This is a genomic window from Luteimonas sp. A482 (assembly GCF_054072655.1).
Genome location: NZ_JBSVRO010000001.1, coordinates 1,221,152 through 1,243,186 on the forward strand (window position 1 = coordinate 1,221,152; position 22,035 = coordinate 1,243,186).

The following is a 22,035-nucleotide window of genomic DNA, read 5'->3' on the forward strand; positions in this document are numbered from 1 at the left end:
GCCATGTCCTGTCGCACCCGCTTCGCCCCCAGTCCCACCGGCTATCTGCACATCGGCGGAGCGCGCACCGCGCTGTACTGCTGGCTGGAATCGCGCCATCGCGGCGGCGAGTTCGTGCTGCGCATCGAGGACACCGATCGCGAGCGCAGCAACCAGGCGGCGATCGACGCCATCCTCGACGCCATGGCCTGGCTGGGCCTGGACTACGACGAGGGCCCGATCTACCAGACCCATCGCTTGGACCGCTACCGCGAGGTGGCCGAGCAACTGGTTGCCGAAGGCAAGGCCTATTACGCCTATGAGAGCAGGGAGGAGCTCGACGCGATGCGCGAGGCGGCGATGGCCGCGGGCGGCAAGCCGCGCTACAACGGCGCGTACCGCGAGCGCAATGAAGCCAGGCGCGAGGATCCGAATCGCGTGATCCGCTTCAAGAATCCCGTGGATGGCGTGGTCGCCTGGGATGACAAGGTGAAGGGCCGGATCGAGATCGCCAACAGCGAACTCGACGACCTGGTGATCTTCCGCCCTGACGGCTACGCCACCTACAACTTCGCGGTGGTGGTCGACGATATCGACATGCGCATCACCGACGTGGTGCGCGGCGACGACCACGTCAACAACACCCCGCGCCAGATCAACCTCTATCTGGCGCTGGGCGCAGCGGTGCCGGCGTTCTCGCACCTGCCGATGATCCTCGACGAGCAGGGCGCGAAGCTGAGCAAGCGCACCGGCGCGGCCGACGTCATGCAGTACCGCGACGCGGGCTACCTGCCGCATGCCCTGCTGAACTACCTGGTGCGGCTGGGCTGGTCGCATGGGGACCAGGAGATTTTCTCGATTGCCGAGATGCGGCAGCTGTTCGAGCTCGCCAACGTCAACGCCAAGGCCGCGCGGCTGGATCCGGCCAAGCTCGGCTGGCTCAACCAGCAATACCTCAAGAACGACGATCCGGCGGACGTGGCCGGGCACCTGCAGTGGCACCTGCAGCAGTGCGGCTACGATCTGTCGAAGGGCCCGGCGCCCGCCGACATCGTGGTCGCATTGCGCGATCGCGTGCAGACGCTGAAGGACATGGCCGAGCGCGCGGCGGTCTGGTTCGGGCCGCTGCAGCAGTACGACGAGGCAGCGGTCGCCAAGCACCTCAAGGCCGGCGCGGACGCGCCGCTGCACGATGCCCGTGACCGGCTGGCGGCGCTGCCGCAGTGGTCGGTCGACGCCATCGGCGCGGCGCTGCATGCGACCGCCGAGGCCCTGGGCCTGGGCATGGGCAAGGTGGCGCAGCCGCTGCGCGTGGCGATCACCGGTACCCAGGTCAGCCCGGACATCGCGCACACGGTGTATCTGGCCGGTCGCGACGAGGCGCTGCGCCGCATCGAGGCCGCGATCGCGCGGGTGCCCGCCGCCAGCGGTTGAGAAGCCGGCGCGTCGGCGCCATCATCGGTACATGGCAAAGCACACGCACGATCACGACTGCATCGATCCCGAAGCGCACGTACACGATGCAAAATCGTTCGTGCGCGCGGTGGAGCTTGCCTGCCAGGAGCGCGGGCTGCGGTTGACGCCGATCCGCGCGCGCGTGCTGCGCCTGGTGGCCCAGGCCGGCAAGCCGGTCAAGGCCTACGACCTGCTCGACATGGTGCGTTCGGAGGAAGGCGTTGGCGCCGATGCGCCGCCGACGGTGTATCGCGCGCTGGATTTCCTGCTCGCCAACGGCTTCATCCACAAGCTGCAGTCGGTCAACGCCTTCGTCGCCTGCCACCATCCAGACAGCGCGCAGCATTCGGTGCCGTTCCTGATCTGCGACCGCTGCCACAACGCGGTGGAGCTGGAGGACGCGGACGTGGTCGCTTCGCTGGATGAGCGCGCGCGCGCGCTGGGCTTCGTGCCGCAGGCGCAGACGCTGGAAGTGCATGGACTGTGCGCGCAGTGCGTGCAGCGGGATCTCGCACCGGCCTGATCGCAAGGGCGCGCCGGGAACGCATCATCTCCCGCAGGCTGGAACGTGGATCGGCTGTCGCGTCCAGTCCTGGCGCTCAGGAACCCCTGCAGCCGTCAGTTACTCGCCTTCGCGACTGCGGCCTTCCGCTTCCTCGCGCATGCGCCGCCGAATGAACAGCGCGGTCGCCACCGGCATCGCCAGCATGATCAGCGCGCCGGCGATGGTCAGCCAGCCGACCGGCTGTGTAAGGACTTCCCGCAATATCGGATGCATTTCCCGGCTCCTCGTTGTCTGGTGTCGGGGCCAGTCTGTGCGGTCGGCCGGGGCCCGGCATTGCGCCGGATCAAGGCGGTGCTGCGCGGCGCGGTGGACACTCGAAGGGTTCCGCCGCGCGCGCAGGGCGGGTCAGGGGCGCGATGCGCTCAGAAGAACACACGTACTCCCGCAGCGACGCTGCGTCCGGGCAGTGGCGCGAGGTCCTTCAGCACCGAGGTGTGCGGCCGCGCCTCTTCGTCCAGCAGGTTGGTGCCGTCGAGGAACAGCTCCAGCGCATTGCCGCCAGCGGTGTCGTGGTGCCAGGCCAGGTTGGCGTTGACCAGGGTGTAGCCGAGCGATTCGTCCTCGTGTGCGGCCACGCGGTCCTGGCGCGCGTGGCGGATCGCGCCGATGCCGGCGCGCCAGGCACCGCCTTCCCAGCGCATTTCCGCGCCGACGCGCCACGGCGCGATCCGGGGCAGGTCGCCGGCAAGCGCGAGCTCGGCGGTGTAGTGGTGGGCATGGTCGCCGTGGGGCACCGCGAAAGACACCTCGCGCGTGCCTTCGCCGGCCAGGCGCCCGCGCACCGCATCGGCGAAGCCGCGCATGGTCCAGCGGGCGTCGCCGTTGTCGAGCAGGGTCCAGCGCAGGTCGATCTCGCCGCCGGTGAAGCGAGCGTCGGCGTGGTTCCACACGCGCGCCGTCGCGCCGTCGTCCTCGATGCCGGTGTCGGCCAGGTAGATGAAATCGCGGTAGTCCAGCGCGTACAGCGAGAGGCCGAACGTCAGCGGGCCACGGTGCCAGTGCAGGCCGAGCTCGGCGCGGTTGGCGGTCTCGTTGCCGAGCTGCGGGTTGCCGAATTCGTGGCTGCGCGTGGCCACGTGCAGGCCGTTGGAGTACAGCTCTTCGGCGGTCGGCGAACGCTGTGCGCGGTCCAGGCCGAACGACAGGTGCAGGTCGTCTCCGAAATGCCAGCGTGCCGCGGCCGACAGGCTGCTTGCGTCGAAGTCGCGCGAGGGGCCGATGGCCGCGTCGCCTACCTCGATGCGGTTGCGGTCGTGGCGTGCGCCGACCTCCAGGTCGATGTTGCCGAATGCGTGGCGGCCGATCCAGAACAGGCCGATGTCGCGTGTTTCCGAATCCGGCACGAACGCCTCGTCGCCGACCGCACGGAAATCGCGCCGCGACGCCTGCAGGCCGAAGGCGCCGTCCCAGCCTGACCAGTCGCGATGTACCAGTTCGGCGCGCAGCTCGGCGCTGTCGTTGTCGAACACGGTGCCGACCGCACGGCCCTCGTACTCGGTGTGCGTGTAGGCGTTGTGCGCCAGCTTCACGCGCAGGGTGTCGAACGCACCGAGGCGGTCCAGGCCGCCGCGCAGTTCGTGGCGGCGCTGGTCCATGACGATGTGGACGGTCTCCTCGTGGCCATCCGCGTCGTCGTTATCATGATCGTGGCCATCGTCGTCGTGGCCGTGCGCGTGGGCGTGCCCGGGCACGCCGTAGCGGCTGTTGAACATGCTCGCACCGGCGCCGAGGAAGCCGCGGTCGCCCACCCAGGACAGGCCGAGCGCGGCGCTGTCGGTGCGCACGGCGCTGTTGGGCAGCGTGCCGTACGGATCTTCGGCGTGGTCGGGTTCTTCGTGCCCGCCCTCATGCAGCGCCGCGCGCTCGGCAAACCCGGGGATGTCGTAATCGCCGGTCTCGCGATGCAGGGCGTCGACGTGGAAAACGAGGTTGCCCGAGGACGAGGTGCCGTCCAGGCGCAGCATGCCCGTTCGCTCGTCGTTGCCGCTGCCCGCGCGCAGCTCGGCGCGACCCTGCAGGGGCGTGTCGGTGGCCTGTTCGGGGATGCGCCCCTCGACCACGTTGACCGCACCGCCGATCGCGCCGCTGCCGTACAGCAGGGTGGACGGGCCCTTGAGCACCTCGACCTGGTCGGCGAGGAAGGGCTCGATCGACACGGCGTGGTCGACGCTGACGGTGGAAACATCGCCCGAGGCCAGGCCGTCACTCAGCACCTGCACGCGCGCGCCCTCCAGGCCGCGGATGATCGGCCGGCCAACGCCCGGGCCGAAGTACGAGGACTGCACGCCCGGCAGGCGGCTGACGGTTTCGCCCAGGGTGGCGGCGCGCACTTCGTCGAGGCGGCTGCCGGCCAACACTTCGACCGGGCGGGTCAGGGTCTCGGCGGTGTGCGGAAGCAGGGTGGCACGGACCACGACCTCGTCCAGATCCTTGACCTCGACGTGGCGCGGATCGTCCTGCGCGGCGAGCGCGGGCACGGCGCACAGGGCGAGCGCCAGGGCTGAGGCGAGGCGGTGGGGGAGCAGGGTGAAGGGGACGGGCACGAGCATGGGGTAGATTGATTCCGGAACAGGTGATGTTATAGTATTACGTATCGCGCACGGCGCAGCTGTCAACCTCCCGAACGTCATGACCCCACGACAACGCCATTGGCTGGACCGTTTCGGCGCCGCAGGCTCGCTTGCGTGCGCGGCACACTGCGCGCTGCTGCCGTTGCTGATCGCGGCGCTGCCCTCGTTCGGACTCGCGCTCTGGCTCAGCGATGGCCTGGAGCTGGGCTTCGTGGTGTTCGCGACCCTGCTCGGCGCCTTCAGCCTGCTCTGGGGCTATCGCCGCCATCGCGCGCTGCGGGCGCTTGGACTGCTGCTCTCGGGCCTGGCGGTGCTTTGGCTTGCGGTGCTTTATGCGCCGCTGCACGAATCGGTGGTGCCGCACGCGGTGGCGATGACGCTGGGTGGCACCCTGGTGGCGGTCGGGCACCTGGTGAACCTGCGCCTCAACCATGGCCACGTGCACGACGCCAGCTGCGCCCACTGAGCCGCGGCGGATTGCGCCGCCGGCCTGCGTGATAGAATGCGCCCCCTCGCGCGACCGCGCGGCGGCCGGACACCCCGAGCCGATTTCCAGAGATTCCAGGAGCAAGACTGATGGGCAAGGGCGACCGCAAGACCGCCAAGGGCAAGCGCTATTCCTCCAGCTACGGCAACGCGCGCCCCAAGGCCGTGGCCAAGGCGACGGGCAGCGCTGGTGCGCCGGTGGCGAAGACCGCGAAGACCGCGACCAAGGCGCCCGTCCGCAAGGCGGTGAAGAAGGTGGTTGCAAGGGGCGAGTAAGCCCGCGCTTTGCGTCTGACCGAAAAGCCCCGCTGACGCGGGGCTTTTTCGTTGCTGGCCGCTCGCCTTCCCGAGGTGTATGGACTCGGGGTGCCGTAGCGCCCCGATGGGCGGAAAGATCGCGCTCCGGGTGTCCGCGCTCAACCCGAATCCGCGTTAAGCCTCACGCAGCCAGCAGGGGGTGGTCCATCGATCGTTGTCGTGTTGAATTCGTGGACGCGGACGCCTGTTCCGATCTGTCCGCGGAGTGGTCCGGGCTGGAGGCCAGCGCCGATGGTTCCCCCTTCACCTCATGGGCATGGGTCTCGACCTGGCTGAAGCATTTGCCGGCGTCGGTCCGGCCTGTGCTGTGCCGCATCCGCGACGGGCAGGGGCTGGTCGCGCTTGGCATGCTGGTGCGGGTGCCGGAACGCGGCCTGCGCAAGGCCTTCGGCAGCCATTCGATCCGTCTTCAGGAAACCGGCGACGAGATGATCGACGAGATCACGCCCGAATACGTGGGGCTGCTGGTCAGGCGCGGTCGTGAGATCGCTGCCTACGCGGCGTTCTTCGAGGCGATATCGCAGCGCTGCCGCGGCTGGCGGCGGATCCAGGTACCGGCCACCGGTCACGGCAACGAGATCCAGGCGGCGCTGCCCGATGGACTGCGTGCGTACTCGGTATGCGCGCGTCCGGCGTACACCGTCGACATGGCGGCGGTCCGTGCGTCGGGGCGGCGCTATGTCGACCACCTGCCCAAGAAGACCCGGGCCAACCTGTCGCAGGTGCGCCGCGCGTACGCAGCGCAAGGCTCATTGCGCGTGGACATCGCCGACACCCCGCAGCTTGCCCTGGAGTGGCTGGGCGCCTTGCGGCAACTGCATGAGCGGCGCTGGGAGGGTAGAGGCGCTGCCGGTTCCTTCGCCAGCCCCTATTTCCGCGCCTTCCATGGCGAGCTGGTGGCCAGTGGCGTCGCCAGCGGCCTGGTCGAGCTGATCCGGGTAACCGCCGGGGACCTGGTCGTGGGCTACCTGTTTGCCCTGCAATGGCGCGGGCGCCGCTACTACTACAGCTCCGGGTTCAACTACGGCGCGCTGCCGCGCTACGACAGCCCCGGTGTCGCGGCCCTGCATGCGGTCATCGAGCACGGCATCGACGCGGGCTGGGAACTGTTCGACTTCCTCGGCGGCACCCAGGACTACAAGCGTCGGCTGAGCACCGGCAGCCAGAGCCTGCACTGGATCGACGTGCGCCGCGCCGGCCCGCTGCTGGCGACCGAGGCGCTGGTCTGGCGGATGCTGGCTGGAAAGACGCTGGGCAGCCCGCTGGAGCAGGCGCAGGCCGCCTGATCCTGGCCATGAAGCGCCAATAGGCGATCAGCGCGGCGTCGCGCCGGCTTCCACGTCCCGCCAGACCCGCAACAGGTTCCCGCCGAGGATCTTGCGGATGTCCGCGTCGGAATAGCCGCGCGCCTGCAGGCCGGCGACCAGGTTAGGGAAGTCGGCCACCGAGCGCAGGCCATCGGCCAGCTCGTCGCCGGCACTGGGTCAGGGCGAGGAGCAGGGCAGGGCGCAGGAACATGCGTGGTGGTCTCCGGAGGGTCGGGTTTCAGCAGAGCTGGTGGCCGTCGGCGTAGACCGCGCGCACCAGCGTGCCACCCAGCCAGTAGCACAGCTCCGCCGGGTGGGCGATGTTCCAGTGGACGAAGTCCGCCCGCAGGCCGGCGCGCAGCACGCCGCGGTCGTGCAGGCCCAGCGCGCGCGCGCCGTTGACCGTGGCACCGCGCAGCGCTTCCTCAGGCGTCAGGCGGAAATGCGTGCACGCCAGCTGCATCGCGAGGCGCAGCGACAGCAGCGGGGAGGTGCCCGGATTGCAGTCGGTGGCCACGGCCATCGGCACGCCCTGTGCGCGGAACCCGGCCAGCGGCGGCAGCTGCGTGTCACGCAGCACGTGGAATGCGCCAGGCAGCAGCACTGCGACCGTGCCGGCGCGTGCCATCGCGGCCACTCCGGCCGGCGACGTGTGTTCGACATGGTCCGCCGACAGGCCGCCGAACTCCGCCACCAGTGCGGCGCCGCCGCCATCGCTGAGCTGGTCGGCGTGCAGCTTCACCGGCAGGCCAAGCCCGTGCGCGAGCTCGAACACGCGCCGCGTCTGCGCGGCGCTGAAGCCGATCCGTTCGGCGAAGGCATCGACCGCGTCGACCAGCCCTTCGTCGTGCAGCCGCGGCAGCCAGTCGCAGACCGCTTCGATGTAATCGTCGGCGCGCCCGGCGTACTCGGGGGGCAGCGCGTGCGCGCCGAGGAAGGTGGTGCGTACGTCGACGCCCAGCGACTGGCCGATGCGGCGCGCGACGCGCAGCATCCTGCGCTCGCCGTCGAAATCCAGCCCGTAGCCGGACTTGATCTCCAGCGTGGTCACGCCGTCGCCCAGCAGCGCACGTGCGCGCGGCAGCGACTGCGCCAGCAGCGCATCCTCGTCGGCGGCGCGGGTGGCACGCACGGTCGACACGATGCCGCCGCCGCTGCGCGCGATCTCCTCGTAGCCGGCGCCATGCAGGCGCTGCTCGAACTCGGCCGCGCGGTCGCCTGCGAATACCAGGTGGGTGTGGCAATCCACCAGCCCCGGCGTGATCCAGCCGCCGTCGGCCTCGACCACGCAATCGGCCAGTCGCTCCGGAGCGCCAGGCAGTTCATCGCGGCGGCCTGCAAAGACGATGCGGCCCTCGCGCCAGCCCAGGGCGCCGTCCTCGATCGCGGCGTAGCCCGCATCGCCGTCCAGCGTCGCCAGGCTGGCGCCGAGGAGCACACCGTCCCAGGCTTCAGTCACCGCCGCCTCCATCGCCACCATCGCCGTCGCCATCGCGGCGCACGTCGCCGGAGGCAGCGCCGGCATCTTCGCCGCGGCTTCGCCGCGCGCCCGGCGTGCGCAGGCGATCGCGCGCCTTGGCCAGCACCAGCACCACCGCCAGCAGCACGAGGACGAGGATCGCGAGACTTTCGAGCATGCACACCGCCCGTGAAAGGGGAACGCCAGCGCGGTAGCCTAACCCACTCCCGCCGCCGTCCATCCGCCCATGTCCACCTTGCCAGCGCCACCGATCGAAGCCGTCGCCGCAGGCTGGCGCCTGCCCGGGATCGCCAACCTGCATTCGCATGCCTTCCAGCGCGCGATGGCCGGGCTGGCCGAACGGCAGACGCATCCCTCTGATTCGTTCTGGACCTGGCGCGAAACCATGTACCGCATGGCCGCGCGCTTCGATCCCGATTCGCTGCATGCCGTTGCCGCGCAGCTGTACGTCGAGATGCTCGAGGCCGGCTACACCACGGTCTGCGAGTTCCACTACCTGCACCACGCGCCCGACGGCAGCGCCTACGCCACGCCGACGGCGATGTCCGATGCGCTGGCCGCGGCCGCGCGCGAGGCCGGTATCCGCCTGGTCCTGCTGCCGGTGCTGTACATGACCGGTGGCTTCGATGGCCGCGAACTTGGCGAACGGCAGCGGCGCTTCGGCCATGACGTGGATTCCTACCTGCGCCTGTTCCAGGCGCTGCATGCGCGCCAGGACGACATGTTCCGCGTCGGCTGCGCCCTGCACAGCCTGCGCGCGGTGCCACCGGCAGCGATGCGCACGGTGCTCGATGCGTTGCCCGACGATACCCGCATCCACATCCACATCGCCGAGCAGGTGGGCGAAGTGCAGGATTGCCTGGCGATGCGCGACCTGCGGCCGGTCGAATGGCTGCTGCGCAATGCCGAGGTCGACGCGCGCTGGACGCTGGTGCATGCGACCCATCTCAACGACGGCGAAGTACAGGGCATCGCGCGCTCCGGCGCCACGGTCGCGATCTGCCCGACCACCGAGGCCAACCTCGGCGACGGCCTGTTCCGCCTGCGCGACTACCTCGACGCCGGTGGCGCCTGGGGCATCGGCTCGGATTCGCACATCTCGGTCTCGCCGGTCGAAGAGCTGCGCTGGCTGGAGTACGGCCAGCGGCTGACCACGCGTCGCCGCAACATCGCCGCTTCGCCCGGCTCGCCAGGCGTCGGTGCGACCCTGCTGCGCGGCGTGCTGGACAGCGCCGCGCAGGCCACCGGCTTCAGCGACGTGGACGATGCGCTTGTGCTCGATGCGGATGCGCCCGCCCTGGTCGCCGCCCATGCCGACGATGCGGCCGAACGCTGGATCTTCGGCGGCAACCGGCCACTGGTGCGCGAGGTGCGCGTGGGCGGGCGGCGCGTGGTCGCCGACGGCCAGCATCCGCAACGCGACGCCGTCGCCGCGCGCTACGCGACCGCGCTGCATGACCTGTTGCGTGGTTGATCGGGCCCGCGTTACCTGCCTGGGCGGCATAGTCCGGCGTCCTGACCTGGATCAATGCACGGCCCTGCGCTGCCGCGGCAGGCTTGCCGATCCACCCAGCCGGAAACGGACAGCATGAATGTCGATATCGCCATCGTCGGTGCAGGGCCTGCCGGCCTGTGTTTTGCACGCGCGCTTGCAGGCAGCGGGCTGTCGATCGCGCTCATCGAGAAGCAGCCGCTGGCGGCGATCGCCGAGCCTGCCTTCGACGGCCGCGAGATCGCGCTGACCCATGCCTCGCGTGACATCCTGGTGCGGCTGGGCCTGTGGGAGCGCTTCGATGCCGGCGAGGTGTCCGAGCTGCGCGATGCCAAGGTGATCAACGGCAATGCGGACAGCGGACTGCACGTGAGTGCGGCCGATGGTCGCAGCCGGCAGCTGGGGTGGCTGGTACCCAATCACCTGATCCGCCGTGCCGCGTACGAGCTGGTCGCGCCGCAGGCAGGCGTGCAGCTGCTGGCCGGGCAGGGCGTGACCGGCGTGGTCCGCGAGGGCGGGCAGGTTGCGCTGACGCTGGAAGGCGGCGACGTCGTGCGTGCGCGGCTGCTGGTGGCCGCCGACAGCCGTTTCTCGCAGCTGCGGCGGATGCTCGGCATCGGTGCGCGCTCGTATGATCACGGCAAACGCATGCTGGTGTGTCGCGTCGCGATCGAACAGCCGCATGAGCACGTGGCCTGGGAGTGGTTCGGCTACGGGCAGACGTTCGCGCTGCTGCCACTGACCGGCGATCGCGCCTCGGTGGTGCTGACGCTGGCGCCGGCGCAGATGGCCAAGGTCGAGGCGATGGACGATGCCGCGTTTGCGGCGGATATCGAACGTCGCTTCGGCGGTCGTCTGGGCGCGATGCGTCCCATCGGGACGCGCCATGTATATCCACTGGTGTCGGTGTTCGCCGACCGCTTCACTGCGGCTCGTGCGGCGCTGGTGGGCGATGCCGCGGTCGGCATGCACCCGGTCACCGCGCACGGCTTCAACCTGGGGCTGCAGGGCGCGGCGACACTGGCCGACGTGGTGCTGCAGGCGCATCGCCGCGGCGAGGACATCGGCTCGGACGCGGTGCTGGCACGCTACGGCCGACGCCACAAGCTCGCGGCCTGGCCGATGTATGCGGCGACGCGGCTGGTGGTGCGCGTGTTCACCGACGACCGCGCACCGGCACGCGGCCTGCGCGCTGCGATCCTGCGCATCTCCAACCGGCTGCCGCCGCTGCGCCGCGCGATCGCGGCGCGGCTGACGCAGGCCTAGGCTCAGGTTCGGCGGACGTGCGCTAGCGCAGGGCCGGCGTGGCCTGCGGAAACAGGTCGAACTCCGCCGGCAGCGCACCTTCCAGCTTGAGCAGGAACTGCTTGGTCGGCAGTCCGCCGCCGAAGCCGGTGAGCGAACCATCGGCGCCGATCACGCGGTGGCAGGGCAGCACGATCGGCAGCGGATTGCGGCCGTTGGCGGCGCCGACCGCGCGCATCGCCGTCGGGCGACCCACGCGCGAGGCGAGCTGCGCGTAGCTGACGGTCTGGCCATAGGGGATCGAGGCCAGGCGCATCCAGACCTCGCGCTGGAATCCGGTGCCCTGCGGCGACAGCGGCAGCTCGAAGCTGCGGCGGCGCCCGCGGAAATATTCGTCGAGCTGCGTGCGCGCCTGCTGCAGCAGCGGACTGTCGCCTTCGCGCCAGTCGTCGCCGCGGCGGACGGGATGGCGGCTGTCGCGGAACTCGATCGCGCGCAGGCCCTGCGTATCGGCGGCGAGCAGCAGCGGGCCGACCGGGCTGTCGACGATGGTGGTCAGGACGTTCATGCCGTTTTCCTCCTTGCGATGGTTGTGCGGGCGGCAGCCGCCGCCTGTGCCAGCGCGGCCTCGCGCCAGACGTGGATCACGGCGTAGGCGCGCCACGGGCGCCACGCCTCTGCCTGGCGGGTGAGGGCTGCGGTACGCAGGCGCGGCGTGGTGGTGGCCGTGTCGTCCGCCGCCAGCAGGTGCTTGTGCAGGACCAGGTCACCGGCCGGGAACGCGTCCGGATGCCCGAGCGCGCGCATTGCGATGTAGTGCGCGGTCCACGGTCCGATCCCGGGCAGGTCGGTCCAGCGCTCGACGAACTCCTCAAGCGTGCCCCCTGCACGAAAATCGACGCGGCCATCGAGCAGCCCCCGCGCGATCGCGCGGATCGTCGCCGCGCGCGCCGTGGGCAGGCCGATCCCGGACAGATCCGCCTCCACCAGTTGCTCGGGCGTGGGAAACCGCAGCAGCAGGCCGGATGTCGCCAGCGCAGCTGGCAGCGGCGTGCCGTGGCGCTGCGCCAGGCGCGCGGTGATGGTGCGCGCGGCGGTCACGCTGACCTGCTGCCCGACCACCGCGCGCACTGCGATCTCGAACCCGTCCCAGCCGCTGGGCATGCGCAGCCCGGGGCGTTTGCGCAGCAGCGGACGCAGCTGCGGGTCGCGCGCCAGCACCTCGCCGATCGCCTGCGGATCCGCGTCGAGGTCGAACATCCGCCGCACGCGTTCGACCAGTGCCAGCAGCTGTGACGGTGGACAAGCGTGCAGCTCGAGCTTCAGGGCGTGGCCGTCGTCGCCGCTGCCGCGCGGCCATGGGCTGACGCGGAGCCAGCCCGGCACGGCGGCGTCGCCGACCACGCGCAGGTAGGCCGAGTCATCGACGTGCTCGACCCCTGGCAGCGCGCGCCCGCGTAGGAAGTCGAGCATGGCCGCGAAATCATGGGGTGGCCGGTAGTTCAGGCGCAGCGCCAGCACGTCACTGTCGCCGGCGCCGGGCCGCCGGCGCAGTTCGCGTGGGGCAAGGCCGTAGGCGCCGCGGAAGCAGGTGTTGAAGCGGCGCAGGCTGCCGAAGCCGGCGGCCAGCGCCACTTCGGTCACCGGCAGCGCGGTCTCGGTCAGCAACTGCTTTGCGAACAGCAGGCGGCGCGTGCCGTGCACGCCGATCGGCGGCGCGCCCAGGCGCGCGGTGAACAGGCGCCGCAGCTGGCGTTCGCCGACGTGGACCCGCTCGGCCAGCGCCGCCAGCGGCGCATCGGCCAGGAAGCCCTCGTCGATCAGCTTGAGCGCGCGCGCCAGCGTGCCGTCGCCGCGGCGCCAGCTGCCGTCGGCCGGGGACAGTTCCGGGCGGCAGCGCAGGCAGGGCCGGAAGCCCGCCGCTTCGGCCGCCGCCGCATTGGCGTAGTAGCGCACGTTGCGCGCCTTCGCCGGCGGCGCCGGACAGGTCGGCCGGCAGTAGATGCCGGTGCTGGCGACGGCGGTGAAAAACAGCCCGTCGAACCGCGCGTCGCGGCTCAGGCGTGCCTGTTCGCAGATGGCGGGATCGGGCAGTCGGGCGGCGGGCATGCAGGGAGTCTAGCGCCGCCTGCCGGCGTGGACTGGCCGTTTCCGGACATGAATGCAGTGCCTCGTACGCGGCCGGCTGGCGGGATCCCGCGCGCCGCCAGCGGGCGGACGGATCCGGCGACCGCGGCAGCCACGGCCGCTGCCCCGACCAACACACGCCATCCCGTCGAGCGGCCGCGGATCGTCCGGCCGGACCGCGGTGGCTACTCGCTGCTGTGCAGGGCCGGCAGCAGCGTATCGATACTGCCGTCATGTTCGGCGGGTTCGATGCCCAGCAGGTGCGCGAGCAGCGGATACACGTCGACGTTGTCGAACGCCGGCAGCACCGCGCCGCTGCGGAACGACGGTCCGCTGGCGACGAACACCGCGCGCATCTCCGGCGCAGCCGGGTCGAAGCCATGCGAACCCCGCGTACCGGCCGGACGACGCGCCAGGCGCGCGCGCGGAAGCGCATCCCAGCCGGTGTCCATCTGGCAGACGATAGGCGGGATGCGCGGATGGCTGCCGTAATGCCAGCGCGCCGGCAGCGCATCGCGGCGCCAGCATTCGTGGTGGGCGTGGCGGCCAAGCAACTGGCGTTCGGCGGCCTCGCTGCGGCCCGGCAGCGGCCGGAAGCCGACCACCTGCCCGTCCATCACCAGCGCGGCGTCGCCCGGGTCGGCCATGTCCTCGGTGACGACCACCTGGCCCTCGGGTACCTCGGCCATGCCGTGGTCGGACACGATGACGATGTCGGTCCGCGCGCGCGCGCCGGAGCGCTCGAGCCTGTCGAGCAGCGTCCCGATCGCGGCATCGACCTCGCGCATTGCCGCGCGCAGCTGCGGCGAGCGCGGACCGTGCGCGTGCGCGGCGGCATCGGGATGCTCGAAATACAGCGTGGCCAGGCGCGGCCGGGTGGCGTCCGGCTCGGTCAGCCAGCCGGCAACGGTTTCGACGCGCTGGGCGATCGGGCGTGTTTCGTCATACGCATGCCAGCGCCCCGGCCGCACGCCCCGCACCGCGGCCTCGCTGCCCGGCCACGACAGCGTCGCGGTCGACAGGCCCGCCTTCTCGGCCGACACCCAGAGCGGCTTGCCGCCCCACCAGCGGCCATCGCCCACGGCCTCGCTGTTCTTCAGCGCGAAGCCGCCCAGCGCCTCGTCGCGCATGGTGTTGTGGACGATGCCATGGCGATCCGGGCGCAGGCCGGTGACGATGGTGTAGTGGTTGGGAAACGTCAGGGTCGGGTAGGACGGCTGCATCCATTCGGCGCGCACGCCTTCGGCGGCCAGGCGATCCAGGTGCGGCGTATCGCCGCGACCGAGGAAGTCCGGGTGCACCCCGTCCAGGGAAACCAGCAGCAGCGTCGGGCGGATGGGATCGGGCGGCTGCGGCACGCTTGCGCAGGCGCTCAGGAGCAGCAGGAGGGGAAGCAGGAGTCTTTGGAAGGTCATCCGAGCATCATAGGAAGGAATGTGACAGCACGTGGGTGGCTGCGGCGCGGCGCGGATGCTGCGAAGGGCGTGCGGGTGCATCACTACGCTGACGGCGGTCTGAATCCGGGCCCGTCGAAGCGTTGAATGCAGCGCAGGCTGCCGTATGTTGCAAGGTGGCCGTCCGGCCGGAATCCGCTTGGAGGTGCGCCATGACCCATCGCCTGCTGACTGCGCTGCTTGCCGCGGCTGCATTCGCCGTTGCCATTCCCGCCACGGCGCTCGCGCAGGAACATGAGCCGGAGGAGGCCGCAGCCCCGTCGAAGAAGAAGGCCGACCCCGACGACCGTTTCTGCATCCGCGAAACCGGCTCGCGCGTGGTTGCCACCCGCAACCGGTCGAAGAAGTCCGATCAGGAATGCGTCGGGTCGGCGGGCCGTGTCTACACCCGCGAGGATATCGAGCGCACCGGCTCTGCCGACCTGCACGATGCGCTGCGCCGGCTGGATCCGTCGATCTTCTGATCGCGCGCGGCCACCGGTACTCAAAGCGACGCCCGGCGATGCCGGGCGTTCGCGTATCCGGGCGCCGCATGCGCTGGCAGCACGTGCGCGGGCAGGGCACACTTTCCATCCTCTGCCCGTACGGAAATCCGAGGATGATCGATCCGCGCCACGACCCGTCCCGCAGCATCCGCGCACCCCGCGGCAGCACGCTCAGCTGCCGCAGCTGGCTCACCGAGGCGCCGTTCCGCATGCTGCAGAACAACCTCGATGCCGAGGTGGCCGAGGATCCGGCATCGCTGGTGGTCTATGGCGGCATCGGCCGCGCCGCGCGCGACTGGGACTGCTACGACGCGATCCTGGCGACGCTGCGCACGCTGGGTGACGACGAGACCCTGCTGGTGCAGTCGGGCAAGCCGGTGGGCGTGTTCCGCACCCACGCCGACGCGCCGCGCGTGCTGATCGCCAATTCCAACCTGGTGCCGCACTGGGCCAACTGGGAGCACTTCCACGAACTCGACCGCAAGGGCCTGATGATGTACGGCCAGATGACGGCTGGCTCGTGGATCTACATCGGCTCGCAGGGCATCGTGCAGGGGACCTTTGAAACCTTCGTGGAGATGGGGCGCCAGCACTATGGCGGCAGCCTTGCCGGCAAATGGATCCTGACTGCGGGTCTGGGCGGCATGGGCGGCGCGCAGCCGCTGGCCGCGTCGCTGGCGGGCGCGAGCAGCCTGACCATCGAGTGCAGGCAGGCCAGCATCGATTTCCGCCTGCGCACGCGCTACGTCGACGAGCAGGCCGATGATCTGGACGACGCGCTGGCGCGGATCGCGAAATACACCGGCTCGGGCGTAGCGAAATCCATTGCCCTGCTGGGCAATGCCGCCGAACTGCTGCCCGAAATGGTGCGCCGCGGCGTGCGCCCGGACTGCGTGACCGACCAGACCAGCGCCCATGACCCGGTGCACGGCTACCTGCCGGTTGGCTGGACGGTGGAGCAGTGGCTGGCCGCACAGAAATCCGATCCCGACCAGGTGCGCGACGCGGCCAAGGCCTCGATGCGCGTGCACGTCGAGGCGATGCTGGCCTTCCACGCGCAGGGCATCCCCACGGTCGACTACGGCAACAACATCCGCCAGATGGCCAAGGACGAAGGTTGCGCCAATGCCTTCGATTTCCCCGGTTTCGTGCCGGCCTACGTGCGGCCACTGTTCTGTCGCGGCGTGGGCCCGTTCCGCTGGGTGGCGCTGTCGGGCGATCCGGAAGACATCTACCGCACCGACGCCAAGGTCAAGGAGCTGATTCCCGACGATGCGCACCTGCACCGCTGGCTCGACATGGCGCGCGAGCGCATCAGCTTCCAGGGCCTGCCGGCGCGCATCTGCTGGGTCGGCCTGGGCCTGCGCGACAAGCTGGGCCTGGCCTTCAACGAAATGGTGCGCAATGGCGAGTTGAAGGCGCCGGTGGTGATCGGCCGCGACCACCTCGACAGCGGCAGCGTCGCCTCGCCCAACCGCGAAACCGAGGCGATGCGCGACGGCAGCGACGCGGTGAGCGACTGGCCGCTGCTCAACGCCATGCTCAATGTCGCCAGCGGCGCCACCTGGGTGAGCCTGCACCACGGCGGCGGTGTCGGCATGGGCTACAGCCAGCACAGCGGCGTGGTGATCGTCTGCGACGGTACGCCCGAGGCCGACAAACGCATCGCGCGGGTGCTGTGGAACGACCCGGGCACGGGCGTGATGCGGCATGCGGATGCGGGTTACGAGATCGCGAAGCAGTGCGCCAGGGAGCAGGGGCTGAAGCTGCCGATGCAGTGACGCCGCCGGTCGGGCCATACGCCTCATTCACCCTCGCCCGACGCGCAACCCATTAGCGTGCGCCGTGGCGCGACTTTCCGGCAGGTTCCCGCGCGCCCATCCTGTTCGCACACCGGAGATTGTTGTCCATGGCCCTGCTCGACGAAATCGGCGCTGCAATCGCGCGTGAACTGGCCCTGCCCGACGTGGACACGCTGACCACGCTGGTGGTGCGGGTGATGGTGGCTGCCGTGCTGGGCGGGCTGGTGGGCTGGGAGCGCGAAGCCAAGGGCCGCGCGGCCGGGCTGAAGACCCACATCCTGGTCTCGATCGGGTCGGCGCTGTTCGTGCTGGCGCCGCTGCTGGCGGACATCGATCCGGCCGAGGTGACGCGCGTGATGCAGGGCATCGTCTCGGGTATCGGCTTCCTTGGCGCGGGCGCGATCCTCAAGCTCGACAAGGAGGAGCGGATCTCGGGCCTGACCACCGCAGCCGGCGTGTGGATGACGGCGGCCATCGGCATGGCCGCGGGCATGGGCCAGGAGATGGTGGCGCTGATCACCACCGTGGCGGCCCTGCTGGTGGTCGGCGTGCTGCCGCGCCTGGGACACGGCCGGCAGGGCGTCAATGGACCCCACCGGGACATGGGCGAGACCTGACCACGCTTGCGCCGGTCAGCGCTGCAGGCAGTGCCGGTAGCGCGCATCCACGCGCTCGGCAAACCAGGCGGTGGTGAGTTCGCGGGTGATCTTGGGGCTGTCCAGGCGGATGCCGGGCACCACGGCGCGCGGCAGCGGCGTGTTCTGGTACGCCTCGGCAATGGCGAACACGCGCTGGAACAGTTCGCTGTCGTTGAAGTCGAGGCGATCGCCACGCTCCAGCGCACGACGGATTTCGCGTTCGTCCATGCCCAGCTGCGGGCCGAGCGTGCGCACCGCGCTTTCGGTACGCCCCGGACGATCAAGCGGTGCACCAGGCAGCAGCAGGTCGCCGTCGAGTTCCAGCGGCAGCCCGCTGGCACGGCTGACCGCCGCCTGGAAGGCGGCGTTGCGGCTGGCGTAGTGGCCGGCGTTGTAATCGGCGAAGCGGTGGATCTTGCGCGTGTACGGGGTTTGGTAGCCGAGCAGATGCAGGATCCCGAAATACAGCCCGCCACGGCGGCTGAAGACCTCGTCGCGGATCGAACCCTGCACGGGCCAGGGATAGTCCGCCGCATTGGCCTCGGCAAACGGGATGGCGACCTGCATCGCACCGCCGGTCTGCACCGGGTTGCGCTCGGCAAACAACCGCTCGCCCATCGGCACGCGCCCGATCAGGTCTTCATAGAGTTCGCTCAGCTCGCGCTCGGTGCGCACGCGCGCCAGGCGCTCGCCGTAGCTGCGACCGTCGGTGGACTGCAGCTTGAGCGCGCCATCGACCAGCAACCCGGGGATGTGCAACGCGGCGGCGCGGCGGTCGATCTCGCCGCGGGCGATGCCTGGCAGCCCGGCGACGGGCGGGTCGGCCTTGTAGCCCGACTCCTGTTCGATCACCGCCAGCACGGCGCAGACGTTCTCCACGCCCGGTGGAATGCCCTGTGCGGTGAACGCGACCTGGATGTCGCTCGCCCAGCCGGCCCGGTCGGGCACCGTCGCCGGGATCCGTCGCTGGATATCGGCGCGCAGCGCATGCGGGTCCGGCGCGGGAGTGGAAGGTGCGCGCGTCGCGCAGCCGGTGAGCGCAAGCAGGGCGGCCAGCACGCATCCCCAACGCACGGCGTCTAGTTCGCGTGCCTGCCCTGGACGGGCAGGCGCCGGTACGAAGAGCCTGGCCGGTGCAGGGCAGCAGGCGCTCGCTTGCGTGGCCGCGGTTGGCCCCGGATGCCTCACGCGGATCTCCTGACCAGGTCCGCCGGCATGATGGCGGCCGCCGGGCCGACCTACAAGCCGGATCCGCGCACGCAGGCGGCGCGTGCAGCGGCTCAGCCGTTCGGGTCGTCGAACAGCGCCTCGTAATTCCCGACCGCGGCGTGCATGTCGGCGACCGGCGCCGCGTCGGCGGGATTCGCGTGCAGGGCCTGGGTACCGGCCATGAGCCGCGCCAGGATCGCGTGCAGGGCGACGTCCGGCTCGGTCTCGAGCTCGCAGTTGGCGAACATGTACTCGATCGCCGCGTCGACGTCGGTGGCGCGGGCGGCGACGGTGGCCGGGTCCGGGTCCGATTCGAGGCCGGCAATGGCGGTGCGGACGCGGGACATGCCCTCGATCAGCGGCGCGTCCGGGGTCCAGGGCTCATGGCCTTCGACCACCGGGACGTCCATGCCCAACTGTCCGTGCTGCACATGGGGCTCATCGTGCGCGTGCGGGTCGTCCGCGGCGGGCGTATCCAACTGCGCGGCCGGCACGCTGTCGGCGCCGGTCGCATCCGCCGGCGGCGCCTGGCCGTCTCCGGCGCATCCCGATCCAAGGGCGCCGATTGCCAGGGCGAGCGCAAGAGCCAGGGGAACCTGTTTGAAGTCCATGACAAAACCTCCAGGGGAAGTGGGGGAGGGCTCCATCCTAGGCCGGCAGGCCGGCCAGCGCCCTGACCCGGGTCAAGCCGCAATGCCGGTCGCGGCAGGCAGGCCGACGGGGCGTGGGCCGGTGGAAGACCGCGGGCGTCGTCATCCACGATCAGGCGCGCGCATCTTCGCGCCCTGGCATCGAAACCCCTTCTGTGCTATGATTGCGCCAGTAAGTCGTTGTAATCATTCAATTTATGGAGGAAGCAATCAAAAATTACCTGAAGCGTTCATTTCTTTCCCTGATTCCCCGCGGCCATCGCCGCCACCGGACTTCAGCTGCGCGCGCCGCGTTCGCGCCGGCGGTGAGCATCACCCGCCTCCAGTCCGGACTGCCGCAGTCGTTCCCCGCGGCCATCCCCGCAGATGACGGTCATCGCCATCGTCGCCGCAATCCGCACTCGGCCTATACCCGCGGCCGTTACCTGGCGCGACCACTGCACACGGCTGGCACCAGCCAGCAGATGTTCCGCATCACCTGACCGGAACAGCCCGGCCCACGCGGCCCGTAGCCCTTTCTATTCGATTTCCATCGTTGCCAGCACCTGCAGGCGGCGCTGGTATGCGTCCCAGTCGTCCTGGCTCCTGGTCGGCGCGGTGGCGTCGGCATAGAGATGGATACGGTCGGTGTTCTGGCTGCGCGCGTGGCTGAGTAATTCGGCCCGGGTCGGGCCCAGCCCCCGGAACCTGACCGCATGCGGTGCGTAGTCGATGCGCTCGTCGGTGCGCATGCCCAGCGGCTTGTACAGACGGTTGAGTACGACGTGACCGCGGTCTTCCACGCGCTCGATGCAATACGGCAGGAACACGCGGCGGAATTCGTCGCTGGTCTGGTTCATGGCGGTCTCCCCTGGCGGCTGGGTCCGCTGCAGTCTTCCGCACGGTTTGCGGGCAGGCAACCCGGCCCGGTGCGACCGGACCGGGGGCGCTGCTATTTGCCGATGTCCAGCAGGCAGTCGAAGCCGCCGAAGATCATGCGTTTGCCGTCGAACGGCATGGGGTTGGCAGCGGGATCCATGCGCGGGTCTTCCATCATCTTCTTCATCCCGGCGTCGCGGGTGGCTTTGTCGGGCCATTCGACCCAGGCGAACACCACCGTCTCGTCGCCGCCGGCCTGCACCGACCGGGCGAAGTCGGTGACCTTGCCGGCGGGCACGTCGTCGCCCCAGGCCTCAACCACGCGGGTCGCGCCGTACTCGATGAAGCAGGGGTCGAAGCGGCGGGCATGGTCGAGGAAGGCCTGCTTGTTGGCGGTGGCGACCGCAATCACGAAGCCGTCGATATAGGGCATGGGAAATCTCCTGGCGGACGGGCGGCGGCCGGATGCCGTCGCCGCGGGAACGCGCGTCCCGATCGGGCGCACGACTGGATTGACGAATTGCAGGCGCCGGTTTCGACATCGACACGCAAGGCGGCGCGCGGGGCGGGCAGCCTGAGCGCCCCCAGCGGTCGGGCCGGTTCATCGGGCGTTCGACTGATCACGGGGGTGGCGCCTACACTGGCATGCCCCCCAACTCGAGACGCCCGCGGTGTCGAAAATCGGCTGCGCGGCGCCCGGACGCCGCATGCGCAAGCGCCTCCCCATCCTGTTCCTGGCCAGCCTGATGCTGCTCGGCTGCCGCGTGCAGGACGAGGCGGCCGCGACGGCGACGGTGGAGCTTGCCAGCCCCGAGGAGGGCGGGGCGGTCAGCACCGCCCCGGTGCAGATGGAAGGCGCGGACGCGCCGGCAGCGGACGAGCGCTCCGAGCCGGTGCCTGACGAGCCGGAGGAGGTCGACTGGGCGCCGATGGTGCTTGCGCCAGGCGAGGCCTCGGTCAGCTGCGAACTGGACTACGTGCGCGAGGGCGACGGCGTCCCGCTGCTGGAGTTCGACCGGGATGCGATCACGACGGCCCTGGGCGAGTGCGCCGAACGCGGCGTGATGCGGCTGCGTTACGCGGGCAAGATCAACGCCGCGTTCGCGTCGATGATGCAGCGCGTGACCCATGTGGCCGACGAACTGGACATCGACAAGCGCGTGCTGGACATCAATTCCAGCGGCGGCATGGTCGAGGACGCGATCCGCACCGGCGACCGCATCGCCGAGTCGCGCTGGACGATATGGGTGCGCGAGGATGCGGTCTGCCACAGCGCCTGCGTGTTCATCCTGGCGGCCGGCGACATGCGCATGGTGAGCGGACGCATCGGCATCCACCGCATCATCCGCATGAGCTCCACCGCGTCCACGCGCGTCGAGCTCAACCGCGAGCTGCGCGTGGTCTACGACCGCGTGCGCGACTACCTGGAGCGCAACGGCGCGGCGACCGCGGTGGCCGACCTGATGATGGCGGTTCCCAACCGCAACCTGCGCCTGCTGACCGGCGACGAGCTGGGCCTGTACGGCCTGGACGGCATCAACCCCGCCCAGGATGATCTGGACCGGCTGCGCCTGATGCGCCAGTGCGGTGAGGATTTCGTCGCCAGGCGTGATGCCTTCGTGCGCGCCTTCGACGCCAGCTGCAAGTCGTCCAACGCCGACCTCGAGACGCTCAATTCCTGTGGGCTGGACCTGCGCAAGGACTACGGCTTCCCCGATGCCGCCTGTCCTGCCGAAAGTCCGCTGTCGGAGTTCGACGCGCTGCTGGTGGCGGACAAGCCAGAGCACATGGGCAGGCGTTCGCTCACGCCGGTGCAGGGCGGCGAACAGGGTGGCCAGGCCCGGCACGAAGAGTCGTCCGGGAGCGACGGCGCCAGCGGCGACGCAGGCGGGCGCTGAGCCGCCGCCCCTGCGCT

At 70.4% G+C, this 22,035-nt stretch carries 24 protein-coding genes; 12 read left to right on the top strand and 12 right to left on the bottom strand.

Annotation, left to right across the window (positions count from 1 at the left end; translation table 11 throughout):
• The first annotated feature begins 3 nt into the window (after window positions 1-3).
• Together gltX and ACW5DW_RS05420 are read left to right on the top strand one after the other, a co-directional pair.
• Window positions 4-1,413, top strand: a complete 1,410-nt coding sequence (gene gltX / locus ACW5DW_RS05415; protein WP_457017735.1) for a glutamate--tRNA ligase — start codon at window positions 4-6, stop codon at window positions 1,411-1,413.
• Window positions 1,414-1,444: 31 nt separating this feature from the next.
• Window positions 1,445-1,957, top strand: coding sequence for a transcriptional repressor (locus ACW5DW_RS05420; RefSeq protein WP_457017736.1), 513 nt, complete (start codon window positions 1,445-1,447; stop codon window positions 1,955-1,957).
• Window positions 1,958-2,056: 99 nt separating this feature from the next.
• Here ACW5DW_RS05420 and ACW5DW_RS05425 read toward each other — a convergent pair whose 3' ends face one another.
• On the bottom strand, window positions 2,057-2,212 hold the full coding sequence (locus ACW5DW_RS05425; protein WP_457017737.1) for a hypothetical protein: 156 nt from the start codon (window positions 2,210-2,212) through the stop codon (window positions 2,057-2,059).
• Window positions 2,213-2,361: 149 nt separating this feature from the next.
• Entirely contained in the window at window positions 2,362-4,548 is a 2,187-nt protein-coding gene (locus tag ACW5DW_RS05430) for a TonB-dependent receptor (RefSeq protein WP_457017739.1), read from the bottom strand.
• Window positions 4,549-4,627: 79 nt separating this feature from the next.
• Between ACW5DW_RS05430 and ACW5DW_RS05435 the strand changes: the two genes are divergently transcribed.
• The 3 genes from ACW5DW_RS05435 to ACW5DW_RS05445 all read left to right on the top strand — a co-directional run bounded on the left by ACW5DW_RS05435 (window position 4,628) and on the right by ACW5DW_RS05445 (window position 6,659).
• On the top strand, window positions 4,628-5,035 hold the full coding sequence (locus ACW5DW_RS05435) for a MerC domain-containing protein (protein WP_457017740.1): 408 nt from the start codon (window positions 4,628-4,630) through the stop codon (window positions 5,033-5,035).
• 110 nt (window positions 5,036-5,145) lie between these two features.
• Complete coding sequence (locus ACW5DW_RS05440; protein WP_457017741.1) at window positions 5,146-5,331, top strand: 30S ribosomal protein THX; 186 nt, start codon at window positions 5,146-5,148, stop codon at window positions 5,329-5,331.
• 344 nt (window positions 5,332-5,675) lie between these two features.
• The gene (locus ACW5DW_RS05445) at window positions 5,676-6,659 is read left to right on the top strand and encodes a GNAT family N-acetyltransferase (RefSeq protein WP_457017742.1); all 984 of its coding nucleotides are present in this window, start codon (window positions 5,676-5,678) and stop codon (window positions 6,657-6,659) included.
• Window positions 6,660-6,686: 27 nt separating this feature from the next.
• On the opposite strand, the gene ACW5DW_RS05450 is transcribed toward ACW5DW_RS05445, so the two are convergent.
• From ACW5DW_RS05450 to ACW5DW_RS05460, 3 genes are all read right to left on the bottom strand, one after another.
• On the bottom strand, window positions 6,687-6,839 hold the full coding sequence (locus ACW5DW_RS05450) for a membrane dipeptidase (protein ID WP_457018410.1): 153 nt from the start codon (window positions 6,837-6,839) through the stop codon (window positions 6,687-6,689).
• Between the two features lie 79 nt (window positions 6,840-6,918).
• Entirely contained in the window at window positions 6,919-8,139 is a 1,221-nt protein-coding gene (gene hutI, locus ACW5DW_RS05455; RefSeq protein WP_457017743.1) for an imidazolonepropionase, read from the bottom strand.
• Window positions 8,132-8,317 carry a hypothetical protein gene (locus ACW5DW_RS05460; protein ID WP_457017744.1) on the bottom strand — a complete coding sequence of 62 codons (186 nt, stop codon included), beginning with the start codon at window positions 8,315-8,317 and terminating at the stop codon, window positions 8,132-8,134. Before ACW5DW_RS05460 ends, hutI begins: the two co-directional genes overlap by 8 nt.
• Window positions 8,318-8,386: 69 nt before the next feature.
• Between ACW5DW_RS05460 and ACW5DW_RS05465 the strand changes: the two genes are divergently transcribed.
• Together ACW5DW_RS05465 and ubiM are read left to right on the top strand one after the other, a co-directional pair.
• A complete protein-coding gene (locus ACW5DW_RS05465; RefSeq protein WP_457017745.1) occupies window positions 8,387-9,634 on the top strand; it encodes a formimidoylglutamate deiminase in 1,248 nt (415 codons plus the stop codon).
• A 114-nt stretch (window positions 9,635-9,748) separates the two neighbouring features.
• Window positions 9,749-10,918 carry a 5-demethoxyubiquinol-8 5-hydroxylase UbiM gene (gene ubiM / locus ACW5DW_RS05470; protein WP_457017746.1) on the top strand — a complete coding sequence of 390 codons (1,170 nt, stop codon included), beginning with the start codon at window positions 9,749-9,751 and terminating at the stop codon, window positions 10,916-10,918.
• A 22-nt stretch (window positions 10,919-10,940) separates the two neighbouring features.
• Here the strand turns inward: ubiM and ACW5DW_RS05475 are convergent, their stop codons facing one another.
• From ACW5DW_RS05475 to ACW5DW_RS05485, 3 genes are all read right to left on the bottom strand, one after another.
• Entirely contained in the window at window positions 10,941-11,465 is a 525-nt protein-coding gene (locus tag ACW5DW_RS05475; protein WP_457017747.1) for a methylated-DNA--[protein]-cysteine S-methyltransferase, read from the bottom strand.
• Window positions 11,462-13,006: an AlkA N-terminal domain-containing protein gene (locus ACW5DW_RS05480; RefSeq protein WP_457017748.1), complete on the bottom strand. Its 1,545-nt coding sequence runs from the start codon at window positions 13,004-13,006 to the stop codon at window positions 11,462-11,464. The genes ACW5DW_RS05475 and ACW5DW_RS05480 overlap by 4 nt, the downstream gene beginning before the upstream one ends.
• Window positions 13,007-13,209: 203 nt before the next feature.
• Complete coding sequence (locus ACW5DW_RS05485; protein WP_457017749.1) at window positions 13,210-14,439, bottom strand: alkaline phosphatase family protein; 1,230 nt, start codon at window positions 14,437-14,439, stop codon at window positions 13,210-13,212.
• Window positions 14,440-14,630: 191 nt separating this feature from the next.
• On the opposite strand from ACW5DW_RS05485, the gene ACW5DW_RS05490 reads away from it, so the two are divergent.
• The 3 genes from ACW5DW_RS05490 to ACW5DW_RS05500 all read left to right on the top strand — a co-directional run bounded on the left by ACW5DW_RS05490 (window position 14,631) and on the right by ACW5DW_RS05500 (window position 17,382).
• Window positions 14,631-14,942 carry a hypothetical protein gene (locus ACW5DW_RS05490; RefSeq protein WP_457017750.1) on the top strand — a complete coding sequence of 104 codons (312 nt, stop codon included), beginning with the start codon at window positions 14,631-14,633 and terminating at the stop codon, window positions 14,940-14,942.
• 134 nt (window positions 14,943-15,076) lie between these two features.
• Window positions 15,077-16,744 (top strand): urocanate hydratase, encoded by a 1,668-nt coding sequence (gene hutU / locus ACW5DW_RS05495; protein WP_457017751.1) that lies wholly within the window; start codon window positions 15,077-15,079, stop codon window positions 16,742-16,744.
• Window positions 16,745-16,872: 128 nt separating this feature from the next.
• Window positions 16,873-17,382, top strand: coding sequence for an MgtC/SapB family protein (locus tag ACW5DW_RS05500; RefSeq protein ID WP_457017752.1), 510 nt, complete (start codon window positions 16,873-16,875; stop codon window positions 17,380-17,382).
• A gap of 15 nt (window positions 17,383-17,397) precedes the next feature.
• Here ACW5DW_RS05500 and ACW5DW_RS05505 read toward each other — a convergent pair whose 3' ends face one another.
• Both ACW5DW_RS05505 and ACW5DW_RS05510 read right to left on the bottom strand, forming a co-directional pair.
• Window positions 17,398-18,477, bottom strand: coding sequence for a DUF1615 domain-containing protein (locus ACW5DW_RS05505; RefSeq protein WP_457017753.1), 1,080 nt, complete (start codon window positions 18,475-18,477; stop codon window positions 17,398-17,400).
• 206 nt (window positions 18,478-18,683) lie between these two features.
• Window positions 18,684-19,223 carry a hypothetical protein gene (locus ACW5DW_RS05510; protein ID WP_457017754.1) on the bottom strand — a complete coding sequence of 180 codons (540 nt, stop codon included), beginning with the start codon at window positions 19,221-19,223 and terminating at the stop codon, window positions 18,684-18,686.
• A gap of 344 nt (window positions 19,224-19,567) precedes the next feature.
• On the opposite strand from ACW5DW_RS05510, the gene ACW5DW_RS05515 reads away from it, so the two are divergent.
• Complete coding sequence (locus tag ACW5DW_RS05515; protein WP_457017755.1) at window positions 19,568-19,744, top strand: hypothetical protein; 177 nt, start codon at window positions 19,568-19,570, stop codon at window positions 19,742-19,744.
• A 36-nt stretch (window positions 19,745-19,780) separates the two neighbouring features.
• On the opposite strand, the gene ACW5DW_RS05520 is transcribed toward ACW5DW_RS05515, so the two are convergent.
• Both ACW5DW_RS05520 and ACW5DW_RS05525 read right to left on the bottom strand, forming a co-directional pair.
• A complete protein-coding gene (locus ACW5DW_RS05520; RefSeq protein ID WP_457017756.1) occupies window positions 19,781-20,101 on the bottom strand; it encodes a hypothetical protein in 321 nt (106 codons plus the stop codon).
• Between the two features lie 92 nt (window positions 20,102-20,193).
• Window positions 20,194-20,553 carry a DUF1428 domain-containing protein gene (locus tag ACW5DW_RS05525; protein WP_457017757.1) on the bottom strand — a complete coding sequence of 120 codons (360 nt, stop codon included), beginning with the start codon at window positions 20,551-20,553 and terminating at the stop codon, window positions 20,194-20,196.
• A gap of 274 nt (window positions 20,554-20,827) precedes the next feature.
• On the opposite strand from ACW5DW_RS05525, the gene ACW5DW_RS05530 reads away from it, so the two are divergent.
• Window positions 20,828-22,018 carry a hypothetical protein gene (locus ACW5DW_RS05530; RefSeq protein ID WP_457017758.1) on the top strand — a complete coding sequence of 397 codons (1,191 nt, stop codon included), beginning with the start codon at window positions 20,828-20,830 and terminating at the stop codon, window positions 22,016-22,018.
• The last annotated feature ends 17 nt before the right edge of the window (window positions 22,019-22,035 follow it).

What these genes read in the sequence shown, in the direction of transcription:
- gltX (WP_457017735.1), top strand. Translation starts at nt 4, where the DNA reads ATGTCCTGTCGCACCCGCTTCGCCCCCAGTCCCACCGGCTATCTGCAC.
- ACW5DW_RS05420 (WP_457017736.1), top strand. Translation starts at nt 1,445, where the DNA reads ATGGCAAAGCACACGCACGATCACGACTGCATCGATCCCGAAGCGCAC.
- ACW5DW_RS05425 (WP_457017737.1), bottom strand. Translation starts at nt 2,212, where the DNA reads ATGCATCCGATATTGCGGGAAGTCCTTACACAGCCGGTCGGCTGGCTG.
- ACW5DW_RS05430 (WP_457017739.1), bottom strand. Translation starts at nt 4,548, where the DNA reads ATGCTCGTGCCCGTCCCCTTCACCCTGCTCCCCCACCGCCTCGCCTCA.
- ACW5DW_RS05435 (WP_457017740.1), top strand. Translation starts at nt 4,628, where the DNA reads ATGACCCCACGACAACGCCATTGGCTGGACCGTTTCGGCGCCGCAGGC.
- ACW5DW_RS05440 (WP_457017741.1), top strand. Translation starts at nt 5,146, where the DNA reads ATGGGCAAGGGCGACCGCAAGACCGCCAAGGGCAAGCGCTATTCCTCC.
- ACW5DW_RS05460 (WP_457017744.1), bottom strand. Translation starts at nt 8,317, where the DNA reads ATGCTCGAAAGTCTCGCGATCCTCGTCCTCGTGCTGCTGGCGGTGGTG.
- ACW5DW_RS05465 (WP_457017745.1), top strand. Translation starts at nt 8,387, where the DNA reads ATGTCCACCTTGCCAGCGCCACCGATCGAAGCCGTCGCCGCAGGCTGG.
- ubiM (WP_457017746.1), top strand. Translation starts at nt 9,749, where the DNA reads ATGAATGTCGATATCGCCATCGTCGGTGCAGGGCCTGCCGGCCTGTGT.
- ACW5DW_RS05475 (WP_457017747.1), bottom strand. Translation starts at nt 11,465, where the DNA reads ATGAACGTCCTGACCACCATCGTCGACAGCCCGGTCGGCCCGCTGCTG.
- ACW5DW_RS05480 (WP_457017748.1), bottom strand. Translation starts at nt 13,006, where the DNA reads ATGCCCGCCGCCCGACTGCCCGATCCCGCCATCTGCGAACAGGCACGC.
- ACW5DW_RS05485 (WP_457017749.1), bottom strand. Translation starts at nt 14,439, where the DNA reads ATGACCTTCCAAAGACTCCTGCTTCCCCTCCTGCTGCTCCTGAGCGCC.
- ACW5DW_RS05490 (WP_457017750.1), top strand. Translation starts at nt 14,631, where the DNA reads ATGACCCATCGCCTGCTGACTGCGCTGCTTGCCGCGGCTGCATTCGCC.
- hutU (WP_457017751.1), top strand. Translation starts at nt 15,077, where the DNA reads ATGATCGATCCGCGCCACGACCCGTCCCGCAGCATCCGCGCACCCCGC.
- ACW5DW_RS05500 (WP_457017752.1), top strand. Translation starts at nt 16,873, where the DNA reads ATGGCCCTGCTCGACGAAATCGGCGCTGCAATCGCGCGTGAACTGGCC.
- ACW5DW_RS05510 (WP_457017754.1), bottom strand. Translation starts at nt 19,223, where the DNA reads ATGGACTTCAAACAGGTTCCCCTGGCTCTTGCGCTCGCCCTGGCAATC.
- ACW5DW_RS05520 (WP_457017756.1), bottom strand. Translation starts at nt 20,101, where the DNA reads ATGAACCAGACCAGCGACGAATTCCGCCGCGTGTTCCTGCCGTATTGC.
- ACW5DW_RS05525 (WP_457017757.1), bottom strand. Translation starts at nt 20,553, where the DNA reads ATGCCCTATATCGACGGCTTCGTGATTGCGGTCGCCACCGCCAACAAG.
- ACW5DW_RS05530 (WP_457017758.1), top strand. Translation starts at nt 20,828, where the DNA reads ATGCGCAAGCGCCTCCCCATCCTGTTCCTGGCCAGCCTGATGCTGCTC.